Here is a 24,261-nt window from a genome sequence, read left to right on the forward strand (position 1 = left end):
AAAAAAGGTAATAGGTGAAATGAAGGCTGGTTCAAAGTTTTTGAACGCAGTATCGGCGGTTGCGCTGTCTGCTAGTGTTGTTGCTTCGGGCGCAGGTGCTTTGACGTTCGTTTCCGCTACGGCCGCCGAGGCCGCGGTCATACAGCGCATTGATGTGCGTGGCGCAAGCCGCGTCGGCGCGGAAGCCGTCCGGTCGAACCTCACCATCACGCCCGGCAAGAGTTTCTCGAACACTGATATCGATAACTCGGTCAAACAGCTTTACGGCACTGGCTACTTCTCCGATGTGAAGATTTCGGTTTCCGGCGGCACGCTCGTCGTCAACGTCCAGGAGGCCCAGCTCGTCAATCAGGTGGTCTTCAACGGCAACCGCAAGATCAAGGACGACAAGCTCGCGACGATCGTCCAGACGCATGCTGCCGGTCCTTACAGCGACACGCAGATCCAGTCCGACATCCAGGCGATCAAGGATGCCTATGCCGCCACCGGCCGCAGCGAAGTCGAGGTGACGACGCAGGTGGTGCCGCTCGGCGAAGGCCGCGTCAATCTCGCCTTTGTCATCAACGAGGGCGATCGCACCAAGATCGATTCGATCAATTTCGTCGGCAACAACGCCTATAGCGCCGGCCGCCTTGCTGCCGTAATTCAGACAAAGCGTTCGAACTTCCTTTCGTTCCTGACCCGCAAGGACGTCTACAACGAAGACAAGCTCCACGCAGACGAAGAAGCGCTGCGCCAGTTCTATTACAATCGCGGCTATGCCGACATGCGCATCGTCTCTTCCGATGCCAGCTTTGACGAGGCGACCAACAAATACACGCTCACCTTCAATATCGAGGAGGGCCAGCGCTACAATTTCGGACCGGTGACCGTGCAGTCCACCGTCGAGGGCGTCGGCTCGGATCAGCTGCTGCCGCTGGTGCGCACGAAAGAAGGCCACCTCTACAGCGCCAAGGAAGTTCAGAAGTCGATCGAAGCGATTTCCGATCAGGTGGCCTCCGCCGGTTATCCCTTTGCGCGCGTCACGCCGCGCGGTAACCGCGACCTCAACAACAACACGATCGGCGTCGAATATCTCGTCGACCAGGGCGAGCGCGCCTATGTCGAGCGCATCGAGATCCGCGGCAACAGCCGTACGCGCGACTACGTCATCCGCCGCGAATTCGACATGAGCGAAGGCGACGCCTTCAATCAGCAGATGATCACCAAGGCCAAGCGACGCCTGGAAGCGCTCGGTTACTTCTCTTCCGTCAATATCTCCACGCAGCCGGGCAGCTCCCCGGACCGTGTCGTAGTGGTGGTCGACGTGCAGGATCAGTCGACCGGTTCGTTCGGTGTCGGCGCGGGTTATGCCGCTGGCGGCGACGGTCTGCTGCTCGAAGCATCGATCGAAGAAAAGAACTTCCTTGGTCGCGGTCAGTACATCCGCATCTCGGCCGGCGGCGGCCAGGAAGGATCGCGCGCCTACGGCGTCAGCTTCACCGAACCCTATTTCCTCGGCTACCGCCTGGCGGCGGGCTTCGACGTCAACCACAGCGAGACGTCGAGCAACGACAATTACGACTATGAGGAAACCAGCGTCGTTCTGCGCGTCACGGCGCCGATCACCGAAGATCTGGCGACGACTTTCCGCTATAACTACAAGCAGATGAAGTACGACGCTGACAACAGCGATCTTTCCGATCTGTCCGCTCCGTATCAGCACCTGGTTGAGGACAGCCCGTGGACACGTTCTTCCGTCTCGCAGACGCTGACCTACAACACGCTCGATGACACGGTTCTGCCGCGCGAAGGCATCTATGCGACGGCGACGCAGGAAATTGCCGGCCTCGGGGGCGACTCGCAGTTCTACAAGATCTACGGCAAGGCCCGCTACTACCACCTGCTCGCCGACGATGCCGATATCATCGGTTCGGTTTCGGCTTCGGCAGGTTATGTCGTCGGGTTCGGTGAGCACCTGAATGTCTTCGACCAGTTCACGCTGACCAATGGCGACATTCGCGGCTTCGAGAACAAGGGTATCGGCCCGCGCGTCAGGGGTGACAACGACGATCCGCTGGGCGGTACAACATACTTCACCGCATCGGCCGAAGCGACTTTCCCGATGCCGGGCTTCCCGCGCGACTTCAACCTGCGCGGCGCGGTCTTCGCCGACGCCGGCACGTTGTTCGGCAATGACGTTGACCTGAGGGGCGACGGCATTGAGGGCGAAGACGCCTCGCTGCGCGCTTCCGTCGGTGTCGGTGTCGTTTGGCAGTCTCCTTTCGGTTCATTGCGTCTGGATTACGCAATCCCGGTCCTCAAGGAAGACTTCGACAAGACGCAAAACTTCAAGTTTGGCATCAACAACCAATTCTGATATCGGCAGTCCGGAACTGTAAGACTCAATTCCGTTCTGGAGCGTTGCCGATGGAGCAAAACATTTTTTTTCTGCCCCATGAAGGTCTGAAGCTCGCTGAGCTGGCAGAGTTTCTTGGGGCGGAACTCGCCAATTCTGATCATGCCAATGTCATCGTCAGGTCCGTCGCACCGATCAGCCGGGCGCGGGCGGGCGATGTCTGCTATATCCTGTCGCGCCGTAACCGCGAGGAGTTTGCGACCTGCGAGGCCTCGGCGGTGATCTGCGACAAGGCGCTTGCCGATCTCGTTCCTCCGCATCTTCCGGTTATCTTCTCGTCCAATCCGCATGCCGCCTTCGCAATGGCGGGCGGCCTGTTCTATCCCGCAGCATTGCGTCCGATCGCTCTTTCGGGTGAAAGCGAGATTGCTGCGAGCGCAGTGATCGATCCGAGCGCCAAACTTGAAAAGGGCGTGATCGTCGAACCGTTGGCCGTCATCGGTGCGCATGCCGAGATCGGGGCGGGAACGCGCATCGGCGCGAACAGTGTCATCGGCCCGAATGTCAAGATCGGCCGGGATTGTTCGATTGCGGCTGGAGCAAGCATTCTTTGTGCGCTGATCGGCAATGGCGTCATCATCCACAACGGCGTTCGGATCGGCCAGGACGGTTTTGGTTATGCACCGGGTCCGCGCGGCATGATCAAGATCGTTCAGATCGGCCGGGTGATCATCCAGGACAATGTTGAGATCGGCGCCAACACCACCATCGACCGCGGCGCCATGGACGACACGGTAATCGGCGAGGGGACCAAGATCGACAATCAGGTCCAGATCGGCCACAACGTCCAGATCGGCCGCCATTGCGCCATTGTTTCGCAGGTCGGCATCGCCGGCAGCACGAAAATCGGCAATGGCGTGCAGATCGGCGGCCAGGTGGGAATCAAGGGACATGTGACGATCGGCGATGGCGTGCAGATAGCTGCCAAAAGCGGTATCATGACTGACCTTGCCGCGGGCGGACAATATGGCGGTATACCTGCCCGTCCGCTAAAAGACTATTTGAGAGAGGCCGCGCAACAGGTGTCGAAGTCCAAGTTGCGCGGGAGGAACCCTGGAGGCAAGCAAAATGACTGAGGAAGCCACGACGACGCTTTCTTCGGCTGATATTACCGAGATCATGAAGCTGCTGCCGCATCGCTATCCGTTTCTCATGGTCGACAAGATCATCGGGATCGACGGCGACAACACGGCGATCGGCATCAAGAACGTCACGGTGAACGAACCGCATTTCACCGGCCATTTTCCGGAAGCGCCGATCATGCCCGGGGTTTTGCTGATCGAGGGTATGGCTCAGACGGCGGGTGCCATCTGCGCCAAGAAGGAAGGTCAAACCGGCAACCTCGTCTATTTCATGACCATCGAGAATGCGCGCTTCCGTAAGCCGGTTGTGCCCGGCGACCGCGTCGAATTCCACGTCAAGAAGAACAAGCAACGCGGCAATATCTGGAAATTCCATTGCGACGCCAAGGTTGACGGCGCACTTGTCGCCGAAGCTGATATCGGCGCGATGATCGTTCGTAAGGATCAGGCATGAGCAATATCGCCGAAAGCGCCCGTATTCATCCGATGGCTGTCGTCGAAGACGGGGCTACCATCGGCGAGGGCGTCAAAATCGGTCCTTTCTGCCATGTCGGGCCGCATGTCGACCTGCATGCGAATGTTGAGCTCCTGGCGCATGCGGTCGTCACTGGCCGCACCGTGATCGGCAAGGGCACGCGCATCTTTCCGATGGCCGTCGTCGGCGGTGATCCGCAGAGCGTGCATCACGGCGGCGAGGAAACGACGCTGACGGTCGGCGCCAATTGCACGATCCGTGAAGGTGTGACGATGAACACCGGCACCGCCGATTTCGGCGGCCGGACGATCGTTGGCGACAACAACCTTTTCCTTGCCAATTCTCACGTCGCGCATGACTGCCGGGTCGGCAACCATGTGATCATGTCGAACAACGTCATGCTCGCCGGCCATGTCGTCATCGAGGATCGCGTCATCCTGGGTGGCGGCTCGGCTGTTCACCAGTTCACCCGCGTCGGCCGCCACGCCTTTGTCGGCGGCCTGTCGGCGGTGAGTTACGATGTCATTCCCTATGGCATGCTGAACGGTAATCCCGGTCTGCTGGGCGGCCTCAATGTCGTCGGCATGACGCGGGCCGGCATCGACCGCGCCGTCATCCACCGGGTGCGCCGCGCCTACAAGGCGATCTTCGAAGGAACGGGCTCAGTGCGCGAAAACGCCGCCGCGATCCGTGATGAATATGCCGATTGCGAGCAGGTCGTGCAGATCCTCGACTTCATTGCAGCCGAGAGCGACCGCGCACTGTCCTCGCCGACGCGGGGGCAGAAGGGCTAGTCCGTGGCTTTAACAGGCGACACCGCTGCGGGCCGGTTGGCGATCATCGCCGGCGGTGGCCTTCTGCCTTCCTATGTCGCCGAAGCCGCGCGCGCGGCTGGCGAAAATCCCGTTATCGTCGCGCTGAAGGACGAGAGTGATCCACGCTGGGAAGGCTATGATCACGCCGTTATCGGCATCGGCGATTTCGCCGCCCTTGAGGGTCTCTTCAACCGATATGGCGTCGGACGTGTGGTGATGTCGGGAAGTGTGCGCCGCCGGCCGGAATGGCGCGAGGTGCGCCCGACGCTGCGCATTCTGATGAAGGTCCCGGCCGCCATTCGCACACTGCTCTCCGGCGGCGACGATACCGTTCTGCAGATGGTGATCCGGTTGATCGAGGGGAACGGTCGGCGCGTCGTCGGCGCCCACGAGATCGCCCCCGACCTGCTCGCTTCCGTTGGCCCGCTTGGTGCCGCCGCGCCCGGCGAGGAAGACCGACGCGATATCAGCCAAGCCGCCAATGCCGCCGAGACGCTTGGCCGGCTGGATGTCGGGCAGGGTGCCGTCAGCATCGGCGAGCGCGTCGTCGCGCTGGAAGGACTTGAGGGCACAGATGAGATGCTGGACCGTGTCGCCGGCCTCAGGGCCGCCGGACGGATCTCGCCGCGCCGCCGCGGCGTGCTCGTCAAGCTCTGCAAGCCGCAACAGGACATTCGCGCCGACCTGCCGGCGATCGGCGTTGCCACAATCCAGAATGCTGCGAAAGCCGGCCTTGCCGGCATTGCAATCGAAGCCGGTCGCTCGCTGGTGCTTGATCGGACCGCAGTCATCAGCGCCGCCGACGAGGCTGGGTTGTTCGTCTGCGGCATCGATCGCGGTCTGCCGGCATGGGGGCTCGAATGAATGGGGCGCCGCTGAAGATCGCCGTCATTGCCGGGGAAGTGTCGGGCGATCTGCTCGGCGCCGATCTCATCGCGGCCCTCAAGCGGAATTACAGCGGACCGGTGGAGCTTGTCGGCGTTGGCGGCGAGGGGCTGCAGACGGAGGGATTGAAATCCCTGTTCGATTTTTCCGAGCTGTCGATCATGGGCGTCACCCAGGTGCTGAGCCGGCTGCCAAGGCTGTTTGGCCTGATCCGTCGAACCACGGCTGAGATCATCGCCGCAAAGCCGGACATCCTTGTCATCATCGACAGTCCCGATTTCACCCATCGCGTCGCCAAGCGCGTGCGCACGGCGTTACCCGATCTGCCCGTCGTCAATTACGTCTGTCCGAGCGTCTGGGCCTGGAAGGAATATCGCGCCACGCGAATGCTCGGCTATGTCGATCACGTGCTTGCCGTTCTGCCCTTCGAACCGGCAGCCATGCAGCACCTCAATGGTCCGGCGACAACCTATGTCGGGCATCGTCTGGTCGCCGACCCAGCACTGCTGGAGACGCGTCGCCTGCGCCTGGGAAGGCAGCCAGGTAACGGCCCGATCCTGCTTCTTCCCGGCTCGCGCTCCTCCGAAATCCAGAAGCTTCTGCCTTACTTCGAGGTCGCCACGAATGAACTCGTCGCCCGCAACGGGTCCATGCGCTTCATTCTGCCGACGGTGACACACAGGCAAGCGCTTGTCCGCGAAATCACGGCGGGCTGGGCGGTAAAGCCGGAGATCGTCGTCGGCGCGCAAGCAAAATGGAAGGCCTTTGCCGAGGCCGATGCAGCCATGGCGGCGTCCGGAACCGTTATTCTCGAGCTCGCACTTGCCGACGTTCCCGTCGTCTCCGCCTACAAGGTCGACTGGATCATGCGCATGCTGACATCGGGCATCAAGACCTGGACCGGCGCGCTGCCGAACCTGATTGCCGATTACCCGGTCGTGCCGGAATATCTGAACGATGTCGTTCGCGGCGCAAGCCTTGCACGCTGGATGGAAAGGCTGTCGGCCGACACCTATCAGCTGAAGGCGATGAAGGAAGGTTACGAGCTCATCTGGCAGCGCATGCAGACGGAAAAGCCGCCCGGCGAACATGCCGCCGAAATCCTTCTCGACCTTTTGAAAAAGAAAAAACCCGGCCATTCCTGACCGGGTTTCTTTTGAGCTCTGAAGCGATCAGCGCTTCGAAACCGGGATGTAGTCGCGCTTGGGCTCGCCGACATAGAGCTGGCGGGGACGGCCGATGCGCTGTTCCGGATCCTCGATCATCTCGTTCCACTGCGCAATCCAGCCGACGGTGCGGGCAAGCGCGAAGAGCACGGTGAACATGGTGGTGGGGAAGCCCAGAGCCTTCAGCGTGATGCCGGAGTAGAAGTCGATGTTCGGATAGAGCTTCTTCTCGATGAAATATTCGTCGGTGAGCGCGATACGCTCCAGCTCCATCGCCACTTCGAGCAACGGATCGTCCTTGATGCCGAGTTCGCCCAGCACTTCATGCGTCGTCTTCTGCATGATCTTGGCGCGCGGATCGTAGTTCTTGTAGACGCGGTGACCGAAGCCCATCAGACGGAACGGGTCGTTCTTGTCCTTGGCGCGGGCAATATACTCCGGAATGTGATCGACCGTGCCGATTTCGGTCAGCATGTTGAGCGCTGCTTCATTGGCGCCGCCGTGAGCGGGGCCCCAGAGGCAGGCGATGCCGGCGGCGATGCAGGCGAACGGGTTGGCGCCCGACGAGCCGGCGAGGCGGACGGTCGAGGTCGAAGCGTTCTGCTCGTGGTCGGCGTGCAGGATGAAGATACGGTCCATGGCGCGCGACAGAACCGGATTGACGACGTATTCCTCGCACGGAACGGCAAAGCACATGCGCAGGAAGTTCGAGGCATAGTCGAGATCGTTCTTCGGGTAAACGAAGGGCTGGCCGATATGGTACTTGTAGGCCATGGCGGCAAGCGTCGGCATCTTGGCGATCATGCGCAGGCTGGCGACCATGCGCTGGTGCGGATCGGTGATGTCTGTGGAGTCATGATAGAAGGCCGACAGGGCGCCGACGCAGCCGCACATGACGGCCATCGGGTGCGCATCGCGCCGGAAGCCGGTGAAGAAGCGGCTCATCTGCTCATGCACCATCGTATGGTGCGTGACGCGATAGTCGAAATCCTTCTTCTGCGCGGCCGTCGGCAATTCACCGTAGAGCAGGAGGTAGCAGACCTCGAGGAAATCGCCATGCTCTGCGAGCTGCTCGATCGGATAACCGCGGTGCAGCAGCACACCTTCGTCACCGTCGATATAGGTGATTTTCGATTCACAGGATGCGGTCGAGGTGAAGCCCGGATCGTAAGTGAAGGAAGCGGTGTTCTTGTAGAGAGCACCGATGTCGATGACGCTCGGGCCGATCGTGCCGCTTTTAACGGCGAGGTCGACTGATTTGTCACCGATTTTTATTGTAGCGCTTTGATCCGTCATGCTGATCCTCCGAAATGTCGGTGGCGCCACAAAAGCGCCATAGGGGTTAAGCGTCCTTTCCGATAGCTATATGATCGCAACGCTAATGCCAAGTTACCGTGACGGCATTTTGTGCATTGCGGCATCACCTTTTAGGCACTGCAGCAATGAGCCGCACGCATAGCGGAAGCCGATGATTCGACTGGTCTTTTGCCGCTTAAGATTTTCCCTCATATTTCAATCGATTATCCTTGCCGGATTTGCTTGGAGGTTGCATTCTGGCGACTTTACGGGGTGATCTTGGGCGGGGCATGCAGGAATTGACGACAGCCGAATTGCGGCCGCAAGCGGGCGTCGGCCTTGCCGATCCGCCGGATTTTCCTGCGCCTGCGGTGGTGACTCAATCGGTAAGGACGCAGTCGCAGACCCCATTGCGTCGTCGGCTGCTGGCCACCGCCCGGCAATCGCTGCGTGCCGGAGCCTGCATGCTGGGCGAAGAGGCCGATCATGGCCGCCTGCTGCTGTTCTCGCCGGTCTTCCTCGGAGCCGGCTCGGCCTTCTGGTTTCTCGGCAGATCGGATTTTCCCCTCGTTGCATCGCTGCTCTGCCTGCTGGTGTCGGCGGCCGCGGTTTTCCTCACCGGTCCCAGCCGGCCGGTCTTGCGCGCAAGTTTCATGGCGCTGGCACTTTTCGCCGGCGGCATGCTCACGGCTCAGTTCGAGAGCTGGCGGGCTTCGACGGTGATCCTCGATTCATCCGTGACGACGACGGTGACCGGCCGTGTCGAACGGCGGGAAGGCGACGGCCGCGGGCGCTGGCGCTACATTCTTGCCGTCACCGGCACCGAGGCGCCGGAGCTGAAACGGCCGCCGAGACGCATCACCGCGATCGTCCGGGGCGCCGATGCGCCTTTCGAGATCGGCGACATCATTACCGGCAAGGCACGGCTGACGCCGCCGGCCGGCCCCGCACTTCCCGCGCTCAACGACTTCTCCTTCGGTGCCTATTTCGACGGCATCGGCGCCAACGGTTTCTTCTACGGTGCGCCGGAGAAACTCGACTTGGAGGCAGGCCCGCAGGCGGACAGGTCGACGGACGCGCTGCTCGAATGGCTCTACCGCCTGCGCAGCAGCATCGGCGACCGCATAAGATCGATCCTGCCCGGTGACACCGGCGCTTTTGCCGCTGCCCTGGTGACGGATGAACGGCGCGCCATCTCGAAGACGACGACGGAGGCGCTGCGCCAGTCCGGCCTTGCCCATGTCGTCGCGATCTCGGGCCTCAACATGGCGCTGTCGGCCGGCATCTTCTTCGTCGGCTTCCGGATGCTGCTCAGCCTCTTTCCCGGTGTCGCCCAAGCCTATCCGACAAAGAAATTCGCCGCCGCCGGCGCGCTCATCGCCGTCACCGCCTATTACCTGATCTCCGGTTTCGGGGTTTCGGCCGAGCGCGCTTTTATCATGATGGCCATTATGCTGATTGCCATCTTCTTCGATCGGCCGTCGATCAGCCTGCGCAATATCGTTCTCTCTGCGCTCATCATCATCGCCATTTCACCTTCTGAAGTATTGGGACCGAGCTTTCAGATGTCCTTTGCCGCGACATTGGCTTTGGTATCGGGCTATCAGCTCTGGAAGGACAGGCGTGTCCGCGAAAACGCTTTTCTGAAACTGCCGATCATCAGGCCGGTGGTTGCCGTCGCCGGTTTCTTCGGCGGCGTCTTCCTGACCTCGCTGATCGGCGGCTTTTCCACCGCACTGTTTTCGATCGAGCATTTTCATCGCCTGACGGCTTACGGCCTGCCGGCAAACCTTGCGACGATGCCGATCATCTCCTTCATCGTCATGCCGGCCGGGTTGCTGGCGATGTTGCTCATGCCTTTCGGTGTGGACGCTCCGCTCTGGAAGGTGGTCGGATTCGGCCTCGATCTGGTGATTGCGGTCGCCAAGACGGTGTCCGGCTGGGGCGGTGATATCGGCGTCGGCCGCTTGCCCGCCTGGTATTTCGCAGTAGCGGTGGCAGGCTTTCTGCTGCTGACGCTGCTGCGCACCCGACTGCGCCATGTCGGCACATCGATCATCGCCATCTCGACGCTCATCGTGCTGCTTCTGCCGGCTCCCCGGCCGCCGGATCTGGTGATTTCGGAGGATGGCAGTCTGGTTGCGGTTGTCGCGGCTGAGGCAATAGCTTCCAACCGTGAAAACCCGCCGGATTTCATCTTCGACCAGTGGCAGCGAGCGCTGGTCCTGCCGACACATGATCCGCCGAAGATGCTGGATGGTCCGGCTATCCCGCCGGAAGGAGAAGACCGCCGTGTCAGGCTTTCCCGCGATCAGCAGAACGAAGCGAGCGCAGCGATGCGGGCAGCCGCAGCAGGCGGTGAAGCAAACCGCTTTTCCTGCGTCAAGAAAGCCTGGTGCACATCAAGACTCGGCAATGGCCATATCGTCACCGTCATCGACAATGCCGCCTATCTCGGCCCGGCCTGCGATACGGCCGATATCGTCGTGACCTCGGTCCGTCTGCGCTTCGACAGCTGCCGCTCAGGCGGCACGCTTTTCACCGGCGAGACGCTGCGCAGGACCGGTTCCGTCGAATTGCGCTTCGCCGGTGCCGACCTGGAGGTCACCACCGCCTTCGATGCTTTGTCGCGACCATGGATGCGCCACCGCGCCTATGATTGGCGCAACGATCGTTTTACCGATTCCGGCCCATCCGGCGTCAGTGATAGCGACGGATGAGGCCGACGAGCTTGCCCTGCACCTTGACGCGGTCGGGTCCGAAGATGCGGGTCTCGTAGGCCGGGTTGGCGGCCTCGAGCGCGATCGAGGCACCCTTGCGGCGGAAACGCTTCAGCGTTGCTTCCTCGTCGTCGACGAGGGCAACGACGATATCGCCGGGACTTGCGGTGCTGCCGTTGCGGATGATCACGGTATCGCCGTCGAAGATGCCGGCATCGATCATCGAATCGCCCTTGACCTCCAGCGCATAGTGCTCACCGGAGCCGAGCATATCCGCGGGAACGACGATGTCGTGGGTGTTGTTCTGGATCGCCGAGATCGGAACGCCGGCGGCGATACGTCCCATGACCGGCACAGAGATGGAGTTGCCATTGTCGGCGACCGGCTTTGGCGCAGCGGGGGCGGCGACCGGCTGGGGCTTTCCGAGGCTGCCCTCGATGACGCTCGGCGAAAAACCGCGGCGCTGTTGAAGGCTGGGGTTATAGGCCTCCGGAAGTTTGATCACTTCAAGCGCCCGGGCGCGATTCGGTAGGCGGCGAATGAAGCCGCGCTCCTCGAGCGCCGTGATCAGCCGGTGGATTCCGGATTTCGAGGCGAGATCCAGGGCATCCTTCATTTCGTCGAAAGAGGGAGGGACGCCGGATTCCTTCATGCGCTCATGAATGAAAAGGAGAAGCTCCTGTTGTTTGCGCGTGAGCATCGACGTCAGACCCCGTGATTGAAACAAATCCAGAACAGACACTATATGTTCCATATGTGTTCCGCAAGTAGCTAAATTTCCGTAAAACTTCGCGCCAACTCGTCGAGATTTTTATTTTCATTCGCCGGATTGGTGCACATGTCTTGCATTGAGCGAGGTGCTGTCGCACATCTCTTGCCGGTTTCAGGAGGGATATTCATGAACGCGCATTCCGCCAAGTCGCACCCGCTGGATCATGTCGTGCTGCCCGTGGTCAATATCGATCTGGCGCGTGAAAGGCTCGGCAAGCTCGGTTTCACCGTCGCCGCTGATGCGCGCCATCCCTTCGGAACGGAGAATGCCTGCGTCTTTTTCGCCGACAAGACCTATCTGGAGCCGCTTGGCGTTGCGAGTGTCGAGGAGAGCGAGGCAGCGGCCCGCCAGGGCAATGTCTTCATTGCCCGCAATCGCGCCTTCCGTTTCCGCTGCGGCGAGGAGGGACTTTCTGCGCTGGCCTTCCTCAGCGAGGATGCCGGCGTCGATCATAAGCGCTTCGTCGGCAACGGCGCGAGCGCCGGTGAGATGTTGCAATTCAGCCGGCCGATGCGGATGCCGGATGGTTCGGAGAGCGTCGGCAGCTTCAAGCTGGCCTTTGCAGCTGATTTGCGCGCCCCCGATTTCTTTCTCTTTACCTGCCAGCGCATCAATTCGTTCCCGACAGATCGCGCCGCGCTGGAGACGCATGCCAATGGCGTGATCGGTATCGCCGAGATCGCGCTTTGTGCGCCGGACCCGGCGGCATTCGCCGCTTTCGTCGGACTTGCGATAGGGCAGGCGGCGGCCGAGAAAACCGGTTTCGGCGTGAATATCGCGGCATCGAATGCGAAGATCAGCCTGATGACGCCGGAAGGGCTGGAGGCCTACTTCGAGCTTGTCGTCTCCTCCGCCGATCGTGGCCTGCGCGGCCGGGCAATCCTCTTCACTGTCGCCGATCTTGCCGTGACAGAAGCGCATTTGGCTGCTAACGGGGTGACCTACACGCGCAAGAACAACCGCATTCTGGTGAAGCCCACGCCCGGGCAGGGTGCGCTCTTCGCCTTCGAGGAAAAACGATGAGCACCGACACGAATTCCGAAGTCAGGATCGGCGAAGGCGAAGGCCAGGTCACCTTTTCCAATACCGCCCGCCTGTCGCTGATTGCCGGCCCATGTCAGATGGAGAGCCGCGATCACGCCTTTATGGTCGCCGGCACGCTGAAGGAGCTTTGCGGCAAGCTCGGCATAGGCCTTGTCTACAAGAGCTCCTTCGACAAGGCGAACCGCACCTCGCTCTCGGCAGAGCGCGGCATCGGCCTGGAAAAAGGCATGGAGGTCTTTGCCGACCTCAAGAAGGAATTCGGTTTTCCCGTCATAACCGACGTCCATACGGCCGAGCAATGCGCCGAGGTGGCCAAGGTGGTCGATGTCCTGCAGATCCCGGCCTTCCTCTGCCGTCAGACCGACCTTCTGATCGCAGCCGCCAGGACCGGCCGCGCCGTCAATGTCAAGAAGGGCCAGTTCCTCGCCCCCTGGGATATGAAGAACGTCCTGAAGAAGCTCAATGCCAGCGGCAATCCGAACGTGCTGCTGTGCGAGCGCGGCGCCTCCTTCGGCTACAATACGCTGGTTTCCGACATGCGCTCGCTGCCGATCATGGCGGCGATAGGCGCGCCCGTCATTTTCGATGCGACCCACTCCGTCGCCCAGCCGGGCGGGCAGGGCGAATCCTCGGGCGGTCAGCGCGAATTCGTCGAGACGCTGGCACGCGCGGCAGTGGCGACGGGTATTGCCGGCGTCTTCCTCGAAACACACCAGGACCCTGACAACGCACCATCCGACGGCCCGAACATGGTCTATCTCAAGGACATGCCGCGGCTGCTTGAGAAATTGCTTGCGTTTGATGCGGTCGCCAAGGCCTGACCTTCAACAGGATGACACGATCGTGGTCTAGGCCACTTGGGAATGCCGATTCGAAGGCTGGTAATTGCGCATTGTAATTTGCACGCCTTCGATTATGACAGGCTTCGAACGTTTGATCACCCACCGAGCAGGAAGAACCCATGACTGCAATCACCGATATCATCGCCCGCGAGATCCTCGATAGCCGTGGCAATCCCACCGTCGAAGTCGACGTCTATCTCGAAGACGGCAGCATGGGCCGCGCGGCCGTTCCCTCGGGCGCCTCGACGGGCGCGCATGAGGCGGTCGAGCTGCGCGACGGCGGCAAGCGCTATCTCGGCAAGGGCGTCGAAAAGGCGGTCGAGGCGGCCAACACCGAGATCTTCGACGCGATCGGCGGCATCGACGCCGAAAACCAGATCCAGATCGACAACATCATGATCGAGCTCGACGGCACGCCGAACAAGTCGCGCCTCGGCGCCAATGCGATCCTCGGCGTGTCGCTCGCCGTCGCCAAGGCTGCCGCCCAGGCATCCGGCCTGCCGCTTTACCGTTACGTCGGCGGCGCTTCCGCGAGCCTCCTGCCGGTGCCGATGATGAACATCATCAACGGCGGCGCCCATGCCGACAACCCGATCGACTTCCAGGAATTCATGATCCTGCCGGTCGGCGCCGATTCGATCGCCGAAGCCGTGCGCATGGGTTCGGAAGTCTTCCATACGCTCCGCAAGGAGCTTGCCGCGCAGGGCCACAACACCAATGTCGGCGACGAAGGCGGCTTCGCCCCCGGCCTGAAGAGCGCGCCCGAAGCCCTCGACTTCATCATGAAGTCGATCGAGAAAGCCGGCTACAAGCCGGGCGACGACATGTGCCTCGGCCTCGACTGCGCCTCGACGGAATTCTTCAAGGACGGCAAGTATGTTCTCGAAGGTGAAGGCCGCACGCTCGAATCAGGCGCCATGGCCGAATATCTGGCAGAGCTTGCCGGCAAATACCCGATCATCTCGATCGAAGACGGCATGGCCGAAGACGACTGGGATGGCTGGAAGGCACTGACCGATCTGATCGGCAACAAGACCCAGCTCGTCGGCGACGATCTCTTCGTCACCAACTCCGCGCGCCTTCGCGACGGCATCCGCATGGGCGTCGCCAACTCGATCCTCGTCAAGGTCAACCAGATCGGTTCGCTGACGGAAACGCTCGATGCTGTCAACACGGCGCACAAGGCGGCCTATACCGCCGTCATGTCGCACCGCTCCGGCGAAACCGAAGATTCGACCATCGCCGATCTCGCCGTCGCCACCAACTGCGGCCAGATCAAGACCGGTTCGCTGTCGCGTTCCGACCGTCTTGCCAAGTACAATCAGCTGATCCGCATCGAGGAAGGCCTCGGCCCTCAGGCGCAGTACGCCGGTCGCTCGATCATCAAAGGCTGATCCTTCCGATTTTTGCGGCTCGACCCGCGCCTCCCGGCGCGGGTTTTTTCTTGCGCGCTTTTTACGGTCAATGAACGGTTAATCTCTGTGCGTTATGCTGAACGAATTGGTAATGCGTTCAAGAGCATGCGTGTATGTGGACAAAGCATCATAAGAAGAGAAAGCTCGGCCGCTTCGTCATTCCGGCCATGACGGTCGCCTTCCTTTCCTATTTCGGTTATCATTGCATCCATGGCGATTATGGCCTGCGGGCGACGGAGACGTTCGAGCGTCAGCGCGTCGCGCGCGAACGAGAGCTTGCCGTCTTGAAGGCGAAGCGCGAACATCTGGAGAGCCAGGTGGCGCTGCTGAGTGATGGCTCGCTCGACAAGGATATGCTGGACGAAAAGGCGCGATATCAGCTGAATATGTCGCGTGCGGACGAGATCGTCATATTCAACCATTATTCCAATTAACCGGAATTCGGTTAATTGGAATTTCTGGTTTATTTCCAGTAATTTAGCGCCGAATACGAGCCATGCAATTATGGCATTGCTGTGGTCATATTTCTTCCCTATGGTACGCGCCACCGAGAAACGATAAACCCATAGGGAGGGTTGAATGGCGCCGCGAAAGACCGCGACCGTTTCCAGCCGCAAAACTGCAGCAAAACCAGCAGCCAAAGCATCGAATGGAGGCCCGGTAGCCGACTTCGATCGGGATGAGGAACTCAAGGCCTATCGCGAGATGCTACTGATCCGCCGCTTCGAGGAGAAGGCCGGTCAGCTTTACGGCATGGGCTTCATCGGCGGCTTCTGCCATCTCTACATCGGTCAGGAAGCTGTCGTCGTCGGCATGCAGATGGCACAGAAGGAAGGCGATCAGGTCATCACCGCCTATCGCGACCACGGGCACATGCTGGCAACCGGCATGGAGGCGCGCGGCGTCATGGCGGAACTGACCGGGCGCCGCAGCGGCTATTCCCACGGGAAGGGCGGCTCGATGCACATGTTCTCGAAAGAGAAGCATTTCTACGGCGGTCACGGCATCGTCGGCGCCCAGGTTTCGCTTGGAACAGGGCTTGCTTTTGCAAACCATTACCGCGGCAACGGCAATGTCGCCATCGCCTATTTCGGCGACGGCGCTGCCAACCAGGGCCAGGTTTACGAGAGCTTCAACATGGCGGCTCTCTGGAAGCTGCCGATCGTCTATATCGTCGAAAACAACCGATACGCCATGGGCACCTCGACCGCCCGTGCGACGGCTCAGTCGAACTACTCGCTGCGCGGATCCGGCTTCGGCATCCCCGGCATTCAGGTCGACGGTATGGATGTTCGCGCCGTCAAGGCCGCGGCCGATGAGGCGCTCGAACATTGCCGCTCCGGCAAGGGCCCGATCATTCTCGAAATGCTGACCTATCGTTATCGCGGCCACTCGATGTCCGATCCGGCGAAATATCGCACGAAGGAAGAAGTGCAGAAGATGCGCTCCGAGCAGGACCCGATCGAGCAGGTAAAGGCACGCCTCATCGAAAAGGGCTGGGCTTCCGAAGACGATCTGAAGGCGATCGACAAGGATGTTCGCGACATCGTCGCCGACAGCGCCGATTTCGCCCAGGCCGATCCGGAGCCGGATGCATCCGAGCTCTACACCGACATTCTGCTCTAATCGGGGGAGGGAACCCATGCCTATCGATATCCTCATGCCCGCCCTCTCTCCGACGATGGAAGAAGGCACGCTGTCCAAATGGCTGAAGCAGGAAGGTGACAAGGTCACTTCAGGCGACGTGATTGCCGAAATCGAAACCGACAAGGCGACGATGGAAGTCGAAGCCGTCGACGAAGGCGTCATCGGCAAGCTGCTGGTCGACGCCGGCACCGAAGGCGTCAAGGTCAACACCAAGATCGCCGTGCTGCTGCAGGACGGCGAATCGGCCGACGCGATTTCCGCTGCTCCTGCTGCTCAGCCGGCTCCGGTCGCTGCTCCGCAGGTTGCTCAGGAAGAAAAGCCGACAAATACCGGTTCGGCTGCTGCTCCCGTACCCGCAGAGCCCAAGGCTGCGGTTCCGAACGACCCGGAAATCCCGGCCGGCACCGAAATGGTGTCGATGACTGTGCGCGAAGCGCTCCGCGACGCCATGGCCGAAGAAATGCGCGCCAGTGACGACGTCTTCGTCATGGGCGAGGAAGTTGCCGAATATCAGGGCGCCTACAAGGTCACTCAAGGGTTGTTGCAGGAATTCGGCCCCCGCCGCGTCATCGATACGCCGATCACCGAGCACGGCTTTGCCGGCGTCGGCGTCGGCGCCGCTATGGCCGGCCTTCGCCCGATCGTCGAATTCATGACCTTCAACTTCGCCATGCAGGCGATTGACCACATCATCAACTCGGCCGCCAAGACCCTCTATATGTCCGGCGGCCAGATGGGCGCTCCGATCGTCTTCCGCGGCCCGAACGGTGCTGCTGCCCGCGTCGGCGCCCAGCACAGCCAGGACTATGCCGCCTGGTACAGCGCCATCCCCGGCCTCAAAGTTGTCATGCCCTACACGGCATCCGATGCCAAGGGCCTGCTCAAGGCTGCGATCCGCGACCCGAACCCGGTCATCTTCCTCGAGAACGAAATTCTCTACGGTCAGCACTTCGACGTGCCGAAGCTCGATAACTTCGTCCTGCCGATCGGCAAGGCGCGCATCCATCGTCCGGGTAAGGACGTCACCGTCGTGTCCTTCGGCATCGGCATGACTTATGCGACGAAGGCGGCCGCCGAACTCGAACAGCTCGGCATCGACGTCGAACTGATCGACCTTCGCACCATCCGCCCGATGGACCTGCCGACGGTTATCGAATCGGTGAAGAAAACCGGCCGTCTGGTAACCGTCGAGGAAGGTTATCCGCAGTCTTCGGTCGGCACTGAAATCGCCACCCGCGTGATGCAGCAGGCCTTCGATTATCTCGATGCGCCGATCCTGACGATCGCCGGCAAGGACGTGCCGATGCCTTACGCCGCCAATCTTGAAAAGCTGGCACTTCCGAACGTCGGCGAAGTCGTCGATGCGGTGAAGGCTGTCTGCTACAAATAAGGGGAGGGTATCTCGATGCCGATCAATATCACGATGCCCGCCCTCTCTCCGACCATGGAAGAAGGCAATCTTTCCAAGTGGCTGGTCAAGGAAGGCGATAAGGTCAAGTCTGGCGATGTGATCGCCGAGATCGAGACCGACAAGGCGACGATGGAAGTCGAAGCCGTCGACGAAGGCACGGTCGCCAAGCTCGTCGTTCCTGCCGGCACCGAAGGTGTCAAGGTCAATGCGCTGATCGCCGTTCTCGCCGCCGATGGCGAAGATGTTTCCGCTGCTGCGAGCGCCGCAGGTTCCGCCGCTCCGGCCAAGGCAGAGGCCGCACCTCCGCCGAAGGCCGACGCTGCGCCGGCGAAGGCTGAGGCCGCTCCGGCCGCGGCACCGGCGCCTGCCGCACCCGCGGCCGTTTCGGCTGGTGGCAACCGCACCTTCTCTTCGCCGCTCGCACGCCGCCTGGCCAGGGAAGCCGGTATCGACCTCTCTAATGTCGCCGGTTCCGGTCCGTATGGCCGCGTGATCAAGAGCGATATCGAAGCTGCTCTTGCCGGCGGCGCCAAGCCCGCTCCGGCGCCTGCCGCTGCTTTGGCTTCACAGGCTGCCGCGCCGGCTCCGGCTGCCGCGAAGGGTGGCTCCGAGGACGCCGTGCTCAAGCTCTTCGAGCCGGGCTCCTACGAGCTTGTGCCGCATGACGGCATGCGCAAGACGATCGCCCGGCGGCTGGTCGAATCCAAGCAGACGATCCCGCATTTCTACGTCAGCGTCGATTGCGAGCTCGATGCTCTGATGGCGCTCCGCGCCCAGCTGAATGATGCGGCTCCGCGCAAGGACAACGCTCCGGCCTACAAGCTCTCGGTCAACGACATGGTCATCAAGGCCATGGCGCTGGCGCTGCGCGATGTTCCGGACGCCAATGTGTCGTGGACCGACAATAACATGGTCAAGCACAAGCACGCCGACGTCGGCGTCGCTGTCTCGATCCCCGGCGGCCTGATCACGCCGATCATCCGCAAGGCCGAGCAGAAGACGCTGTCTGTCATCTCCAACGAGATGCGCGATCTCGGCAAGCGGGCCAAGGACCGCAAGCTGAAGCCCGAGGAATATCAGGGCGGCACCAGTTCGGTTTCGAACATGGGCATGATGGGCGTGAAGAACTTCGCCGCCGTCGTCAATCCGCCGCATGCGACGATCCTGGCCGTCGGCGCCGGGGAACAGCGGGTCGTGGTCAAGAATGGCGAGATGGCCATCGCCACGGTGATGTCGGTGACGCTGTCGACCGACCATCGCTGCGTCGACGGCGCCCTCGGCGCAGAGCTGCTCCAGGCCTTCAAGGGCTACATCGAAAACCCGATGGGCATGCTTGTCTGATAGCGAAACGGAGGCGGAAATGACCAAGACCGTTCTTTGCTATGGCGACTCGCTGACCTGGGGTCATGACCCCGAGACAATCGGCCGTCATGAGTACAAGAATCGATGGCCGAGCGTGCTTCAGGCAGCGCTCGGCAGCGAGGCGAGTGTTATCGCCGAAGGGCTGAACGGTCGCACCACCGCTTTCGACGACCACCTTGCCGATTGTGACCGCAACGGTGCGCGCGTCCTGCCGACGATCCTGCAGACGCATGCGCCGCTCGACCTCGTCATCCTGCTGCTCGGCACCAACGACATGAAGCCCGTTGTGGCCGGCTCCGCGTTTGCCGCCTGCCAGGGCATCAGCCGCCTCGTGCGACTGATCCGCAATCACGCCTGGCCCTTCGAATTCGACGGGCCGGAGATCCTGATCGTGGCGCCGCCGGCGATCTGCGCGACCGGCAATGTGCCCTTCGCCGCATCCTTTCCCGGCGGCATCGAGGAATCGGCAAAGCTTGCGACACTCTATCGCGATCTTGCCGACGAGCTCGGTTGTGGCTTCTTCGACGGCAATTCCGTCGCCAAGACCACGCCGATCGACGGCATTCACCTTGATGCGGAAAATACCCGCGCACTCGGACGCGGGCTGGAATCGATCGTGCGGATGATGCTGGGGATCTGAGCATGACCGCCTTCGTCGCGCTGCGGCAGGCCTCACGGCGGGATGCCTCGGAGCTGGCGATCCTGGCGGATATCGCCTCGCACGGTTTTGCCTCCTGGCTCTGGTTCGCCGATGTCGCGAAAGACGTCAGCGATACGCCGCTGGAGCGGGGCAGGCTGAAGATGAGCGAGGAGGAAGCCGTCGGGGGCTGGCGGGATGCGGTCATCGCCGAGGCCTATGGCGAGGTCGCAGGTGTCGCGATCGGTCATGCGCTGGATGAAGGCATAAGCGATATCGAGGCGACGATCGCGGCGACGGAGCCGATGCTCGCCTTGCAGAAAACGGTTGTGGGGAGCTGGTTCATCGGCAGTCTCGGCGTTTACCGCCATATGCGCGGCATTGGCATCGGGCGCAGGCTGCTGGGCGATCAGATCGAAAGGGCGGGTTACCGCCCCGTCAGTCTCATTACCGCAAGTGATAACGAGGCGGCTCTGTCGCTTTATGCAAGAAACGGATTCCTGGAGGCTGCGCGCGCTGATGCCGTGCCGCTCTTCGAAAACAGCAAGAGACACGCGTGGGTGCTCATGACCCGCAGCGCAGCGTAACAAAAGGGCAGGAAACACATGGCTGAATCCTACGACGTCATCATCATCGGCTCCGGCCCTGGCGGCTATGTCGCCGCCATCCGCGCAGCTCAGCTCGGCCTCAAGACCGCGATCGTCGAGCGCGAGCATATGGGCGGCATCTGCCTGAACTGGGGCTGCATCCCGACCAAGGCGCTACTGCGTTCGGCCGAGGTGCTCGATCACGCCAATCACTTCAAGGATTTCGGCCTTGTTCTCGAAGGCACGGTCAAGCCGGATGCCAAGGCCGTCGTTGGCCGCTCGCGCGCTGTCTCCGCCCGCCTCAACGCCGGCGTTGGCTTCCTGATGAAGAAGAACAAGATCGACATCATCTGGGGCGAAGCAAAAATCACCAAGCCAGGCGAGATCGTCGTCGGCAAATCGTCGAAACCGGTGGTCGAGCCGCAGCACCCGCTGCCGAAGAACGTCAAGGGCGAGGGCACCTATACCGCCAAGCACATCATCATCGCGACCGGCGCCCGTCCGCGCGCGCTGCCGGGCATCGAGCCCGATGGCAAGCTGATCTGGACCTATTTCGAGGCGCTGAAGCCGGATGCGCTGCCGAAGTCGCTGATCGTCATGGGCTCGGGCGCGATCGGAATCGAATTCGCAAGCTTCTATCGCTCGATGGGTGTTGATGTCACGGTGGTGGAAGTCATGCCGACCATCATGCCGGTCGAGGATGCCGAAATCACCGCCATCGCCCGCAAGCAGCTGGAAAAGCGCGGCCTCAAGATCTTCACTAGCGCCAAGGTGACCAAGGTCGAAAAGGGTGCGGGAAGCATCACCGCCCATGTCGAGACGGCTGATGGCAAAGTGCAGCAGATCACCGCCGACCGGATGATTTCGGCCGTCGGCGTTCAGGGCAACATCGAAAACCTTGGCCTTGAGGGACTTGGGGTGAAGACCGACCGCGGCTGCGTCGTTGCCGACGGTTACGGCAAGACCAATGTCGCCGGCATCTATGCGATCGGCGATGTGGCCGGCCCGCCGATGCTGGCCCACAAGGCCGAGCACGAGGGTGTCGTCTGCGTCGAGAAGATCGCCGGCCTGCCGAATGTTCATCCCACCGACAAGGGCAAGGTCCCGGGCTGCACCTATTGCAATCCGCAGGTCGCTTCCGTCGGCCTCACCGAAGCCAAGGCCAAGGAGCTTGGCCGCGACATCCGTGTCGGCCGCTTCTCCTTCGCCGCAAACGGCAAGGCGATCGCGCTCGGTGAAGATCAGGGCATGGTCAAGGTGATCTTCGACAAGAAGACCGGCGAGCTGCTCGGCGCCCACATGGTCGGCGCCGAAGTCACCGAACTCATCCAGGGCTTCGTCGTCGCGATGAACCTCGAAACGACAGAGGAAGAGCTGATGCATACGATCTTCCCGCATCCGACGGTATCCGAGACGATGAAGGAAGCGGTGCTCGATGCTTATGGTCGTGTGCTGAACGCTTGAGAATTTTCGGGGCGCCGCCCTGTTCCCGGAGTGGAAAGCCACTCCGGCAGGGTGGAAAAAGCGAAAGGAAATCGTCATGTCTATGGAGACGCAGGCGTTGCTGGTGTTTTTGCTGATCGGCCTTGTTGCGGGCTTCCTGGCAAGTCTCGTCGTCGGTGGCGGCGGTTTGATCAGATGCCTGCTGAGCGGCATCATCGGCGCCTTCGTCGGCGGCCTATCTGTTCAGCGCGCTGGGCATTTCGCTGGGCATTGAAAATGCGCTGGTCGTGCAGATCATCCACGCCACCGTCGGCGCCATCATCGTGGTGCTGGTCGCAAGGGCGGTCGCTTAGGGCAGTTTGAGGGCAGAACAGGCATGGAAGGCGTGGGCTGGATTTCGGCAATAATCATCGGCGGACTTGCAGGCTGGCTCGCCGGCAAGCTGATGGATGCACGATACGGGATTTTCCTCAACATCGTGCTCGGCATTGTCGGCTCGGTCGTCGCCACTGCCATCCTCGCCCAGTTTCACGTCCAATTGGCCGGCGGACGGCTCGGTTATTTCGTCACGGGTTTTCTCGGCGCCTGCCTGCTGATATTCGTTGCGCGACTGGTGCGGCGGTAAATTGCGACGCGCTGTAGAGACTGTGCCGCACAGGGCGGCGGAAAGCTGACACGACAATGGTGACCATTCTCGACACGATCAATCCCGACGCCAAGCGCGTGCGTCATCCGGAGAAGGCGCATCGTCCCGATACGGAAGTCATGCGCAAGCCGGACTGGATCCGCGTCAAGGCGCCGACCTCCAAGGGCTATGCCGAGACGCGCGCGATTGTGAAGGAGCACAAGCTCGTCACCGTCTGCGAGGAGGCCGGCTGCCCGAATATCGGCGAGTGCTGGGACAAGAAACACGCCACCTTCATGATCATGGGCGAGATCTGCACCCGCGCCTGCGCTTTCTGCAATGTCGCGACCGGCAAACCGAACGCGCTCGATATGGCCGAGCCCGAGAATGTCGCCAAGGCCGTCAAGGAAATGGGCTTGTCCCACGTCGTCATCACCTCGGTCGACCGTGACGATCTCGAGGACGGCGGCGCCGAACACTTCGAAAAGGTGATCTGGGCGATCCGCGCCGCCTCGCCGGCAACGACGATCGAAATCCTGACGCCTGATTTCCTGAAGAAGCCGGGCGCCTTGGAGCGCGTCGTCGCCGCCAAGCCCGACGTCTTCAACCACAACATGGAAACGGTCCCCGGCAACTATCTGACGGTCCGTCCCGGCGCCCGCTATTTCCATTCCATCCGGCTCTTGCAGCGGGTTAAGGAACTTGATCCCACCATGTTCACCAAGTCGGGCATCATGGTCGGCCTTGGCGAAGAGCGGAATGAAGTTCTTCAGCTGATGGACGACCTGCGCACCGCCGATGTCGACTTCCTGACGATCGGCCAATACCTGCAGCCGACCCGCAAGCACCACAAGGTCGAAAGCTTCGTCACCCCGGACGAGTTCAAGTCCTACGAGACGGTCGCCTACAGCAAGGGCTTCCTGATGGTCGCCTCCAGCCCGCTGACCCGCTCGTCACACCATGCTGGAAATGATTTCGCGCGGCTGAAGGCGGCGCGCGAGAAGAAGTTGCAGCTGGCGGCTGAGTAATAACTTTATCTTGTGTACTGGTCGGCCGGAGGCTCATTGATTTCTGATTCAATCGAGTTTCATTTTGACGCCCCAGAACGATAATCGGGCCCGCTTGGAAAGCTGCCTTCAGGTACTCGTGGGATTGCCGTTGAGCATTGCCCGCAACGCCGTAGACATGAAGATTTTCCATTTTGGAGCGATACGACCGCATCCTTCAGGCAAAGGAACGGTTGGTGCGTACGCACTACATTTGCAATGCCCGTGGCGTCTCGTTGCTAAGAATATGGTGGTTACGGGGACATCAGATCGTTTTGTCGAGCCTGCAGAAGGAGGTGAGATAGACGATGACGATCCCAGAACAGGCAACCTGCAGCTGACCAAAATTGCATCTCTGCTGAAAGGGTATGACGAGGCGACAAACTCGTTTGTGAACGCCACAGAGCAACTCGTTGTTATCTCGGTCAATGCGGATAACTATGGTGGGGCTGATCTCCTGTTGTCGGGTGATTACCGGCTGCAGATTTTCCCGGATGGTTCGCTTGGAGAGAGTTGGCGCCTTGTCGAGTTGCAAGGGCGTCATGTCGTTATCGAAGGTGGCCACGTACGGATTGACGAATAGCAGCCGATAA

At 61.2% G+C, this 24,261-nt stretch carries 23 protein-coding genes and 1 pseudogene; 21 read left to right on the top strand and 3 right to left on the bottom strand.

What is annotated here, in order from left to right; all coding sequences use genetic code 11:
• Positions 1-19 precede the first annotated feature (19 nt).
• The 6 genes from bamA to lpxB are packed head-to-tail and all read left to right on the top strand — an operon-like array spanning position 20 to position 6,800.
• Positions 20-2,359 (top strand): outer membrane protein assembly factor BamA, encoded by a 2,340-nt coding sequence (gene bamA / locus Tal182_RS10620; RefSeq protein ID WP_064810242.1) that lies wholly within the window; start codon positions 20-22, stop codon positions 2,357-2,359.
• 50 nt (positions 2,360-2,409) lie between these two features.
• Entirely contained in the window at positions 2,410-3,474 is a 1,065-nt protein-coding gene (gene lpxD, locus Tal182_RS10625) for a UDP-3-O-(3-hydroxymyristoyl)glucosamine N-acyltransferase (RefSeq protein WP_085859396.1), read from the top strand.
• A complete protein-coding gene (gene fabZ, locus Tal182_RS10630; RefSeq protein ID WP_064802290.1) occupies positions 3,467-3,934 on the top strand; it encodes a 3-hydroxyacyl-ACP dehydratase FabZ in 468 nt (155 codons plus the stop codon). The genes lpxD and fabZ overlap by 8 nt, the downstream gene beginning before the upstream one ends.
• A complete protein-coding gene (lpxA, locus tag Tal182_RS10635; protein WP_064802292.1) occupies positions 3,931-4,749 on the top strand; it encodes an acyl-ACP--UDP-N-acetylglucosamine O-acyltransferase in 819 nt (272 codons plus the stop codon). Before fabZ ends, lpxA begins: the two co-directional genes overlap by 4 nt.
• Before the next feature lie 3 nt (positions 4,750-4,752).
• Positions 4,753-5,634: an LpxI family protein gene (locus Tal182_RS10640; protein WP_064802294.1), complete on the top strand. Its 882-nt coding sequence runs from the start codon at positions 4,753-4,755 to the stop codon at positions 5,632-5,634.
• Positions 5,631-6,800 (top strand): lipid-A-disaccharide synthase, encoded by a 1,170-nt coding sequence (gene lpxB / locus Tal182_RS10645; RefSeq protein ID WP_085859397.1) that lies wholly within the window; start codon positions 5,631-5,633, stop codon positions 6,798-6,800. Before Tal182_RS10640 ends, lpxB begins: the two co-directional genes overlap by 4 nt.
• 27 nt (positions 6,801-6,827) lie before the next feature.
• Here the strand turns inward: lpxB and gltA are convergent, their stop codons facing one another.
• Together gltA and Tal182_RS32710 are read right to left on the bottom strand one after the other, a co-directional pair.
• A complete protein-coding gene (gltA, locus tag Tal182_RS10650) occupies positions 6,828-8,117 on the bottom strand; it encodes a citrate synthase (RefSeq protein ID WP_038688692.1) in 1,290 nt (429 codons plus the stop codon).
• Between the two features lie 266 nt (positions 8,118-8,383).
• Positions 8,384-8,605, bottom strand: coding sequence for a hypothetical protein (locus tag Tal182_RS32710; RefSeq protein WP_245344846.1), 222 nt, complete (start codon positions 8,603-8,605; stop codon positions 8,384-8,386).
• On the opposite strand from Tal182_RS32710, the gene Tal182_RS10655 reads away from it, so the two are divergent.
• Positions 8,582-10,837 carry a ComEC/Rec2 family competence protein gene (locus tag Tal182_RS10655; protein WP_245344847.1) on the top strand — a complete coding sequence of 752 codons (2,256 nt, stop codon included), beginning with the start codon at positions 8,582-8,584 and terminating at the stop codon, positions 10,835-10,837. The genes Tal182_RS32710 and Tal182_RS10655 overlap by 24 nt on opposite strands.
• Here Tal182_RS10655 and lexA read toward each other — a convergent pair.
• Entirely contained in the window at positions 10,818-11,537 is a 720-nt protein-coding gene (gene lexA / locus Tal182_RS10660) for a transcriptional repressor LexA (protein WP_064806107.1), read from the bottom strand. The genes Tal182_RS10655 and lexA overlap by 20 nt on opposite strands.
• Before the next feature lie 198 nt (positions 11,538-11,735).
• Between lexA and Tal182_RS10665 the strand changes: the two genes are divergently transcribed.
• The 14 genes and pseudogenes from Tal182_RS10665 to Tal182_RS10730 all read left to right on the top strand — a co-directional run bounded on the left by Tal182_RS10665 (position 11,736) and on the right by Tal182_RS10730 (position 24,251).
• Complete coding sequence (locus Tal182_RS10665; RefSeq protein WP_085859399.1) at positions 11,736-12,632, top strand: VOC family protein; 897 nt, start codon at positions 11,736-11,738, stop codon at positions 12,630-12,632.
• Complete coding sequence (gene kdsA, locus Tal182_RS10670) at positions 12,629-13,474, top strand: 3-deoxy-8-phosphooctulonate synthase (protein WP_085859400.1); 846 nt, start codon at positions 12,629-12,631, stop codon at positions 13,472-13,474. Before Tal182_RS10665 ends, kdsA begins: the two co-directional genes overlap by 4 nt.
• 140 nt (positions 13,475-13,614) lie before the next feature.
• The gene (eno, locus tag Tal182_RS10675) at positions 13,615-14,889 is read left to right on the top strand and encodes a phosphopyruvate hydratase (RefSeq protein ID WP_064802304.1); all 1,275 of its coding nucleotides are present in this window, start codon (positions 13,615-13,617) and stop codon (positions 14,887-14,889) included.
• A gap of 134 nt (positions 14,890-15,023) precedes the next feature.
• Positions 15,024-15,344, top strand: a complete 321-nt coding sequence (locus tag Tal182_RS10680; RefSeq protein ID WP_064802306.1) for a septum formation initiator family protein — start codon at positions 15,024-15,026, stop codon at positions 15,342-15,344.
• 145 nt (positions 15,345-15,489) lie between these two features.
• Complete coding sequence (gene pdhA / locus Tal182_RS10685; protein ID WP_011425209.1) at positions 15,490-16,536, top strand: pyruvate dehydrogenase (acetyl-transferring) E1 component subunit alpha; 1,047 nt, start codon at positions 15,490-15,492, stop codon at positions 16,534-16,536.
• Positions 16,537-16,552: 16 nt separating this feature from the next.
• Positions 16,553-17,947 (top strand): pyruvate dehydrogenase complex E1 component subunit beta, encoded by a 1,395-nt coding sequence (locus Tal182_RS10690; protein ID WP_085859401.1) that lies wholly within the window; start codon positions 16,553-16,555, stop codon positions 17,945-17,947.
• 15 nt (positions 17,948-17,962) lie between these two features.
• The gene (locus Tal182_RS10695) at positions 17,963-19,309 is read left to right on the top strand and encodes a pyruvate dehydrogenase complex dihydrolipoamide acetyltransferase (protein WP_085859402.1); all 1,347 of its coding nucleotides are present in this window, start codon (positions 17,963-17,965) and stop codon (positions 19,307-19,309) included.
• Positions 19,310-19,328: 19 nt separating this feature from the next.
• The gene (locus tag Tal182_RS10700; protein ID WP_085859403.1) at positions 19,329-19,970 is read left to right on the top strand and encodes an SGNH/GDSL hydrolase family protein; all 642 of its coding nucleotides are present in this window, start codon (positions 19,329-19,331) and stop codon (positions 19,968-19,970) included.
• A 2-nt stretch (positions 19,971-19,972) separates the two neighbouring features.
• Positions 19,973-20,554, top strand: a complete 582-nt coding sequence (locus Tal182_RS10705) for a GNAT family N-acetyltransferase (RefSeq protein ID WP_085859404.1) — start codon at positions 19,973-19,975, stop codon at positions 20,552-20,554.
• Between the two features lie 18 nt (positions 20,555-20,572).
• Positions 20,573-22,018: a dihydrolipoyl dehydrogenase gene (gene lpdA, locus Tal182_RS10710; RefSeq protein WP_085859405.1), complete on the top strand. Its 1,446-nt coding sequence runs from the start codon at positions 20,573-20,575 to the stop codon at positions 22,016-22,018.
• Positions 22,019-22,094: 76 nt separating this feature from the next.
• Positions 22,095-22,350 (top strand): annotated as a pseudogene (locus Tal182_RS10715) (GlsB/YeaQ/YmgE family stress response membrane protein).
• 23 nt (positions 22,351-22,373) lie between these two features.
• Positions 22,374-22,622: a GlsB/YeaQ/YmgE family stress response membrane protein gene (locus Tal182_RS10720; RefSeq protein WP_064810252.1), complete on the top strand. Its 249-nt coding sequence runs from the start codon at positions 22,374-22,376 to the stop codon at positions 22,620-22,622.
• 56 nt (positions 22,623-22,678) lie between these two features.
• Positions 22,679-23,650, top strand: coding sequence for a lipoyl synthase (gene lipA, locus Tal182_RS10725; RefSeq protein ID WP_085859406.1), 972 nt, complete (start codon positions 22,679-22,681; stop codon positions 23,648-23,650).
• 130 nt (positions 23,651-23,780) lie between these two features.
• Positions 23,781-24,251 (top strand): hypothetical protein, encoded by a 471-nt coding sequence (locus Tal182_RS10730; RefSeq protein ID WP_245344848.1) that lies wholly within the window; start codon positions 23,781-23,783, stop codon positions 24,249-24,251.
• The last annotated feature ends 10 nt before the right edge of the window (positions 24,252-24,261 follow it).

This window comes from Rhizobium sp. TAL182 (genome assembly GCF_002117725.1).
Classification (GTDB): Bacteria; Pseudomonadota; Alphaproteobacteria; order Rhizobiales; family Rhizobiaceae; genus Rhizobium; species Rhizobium esperanzae.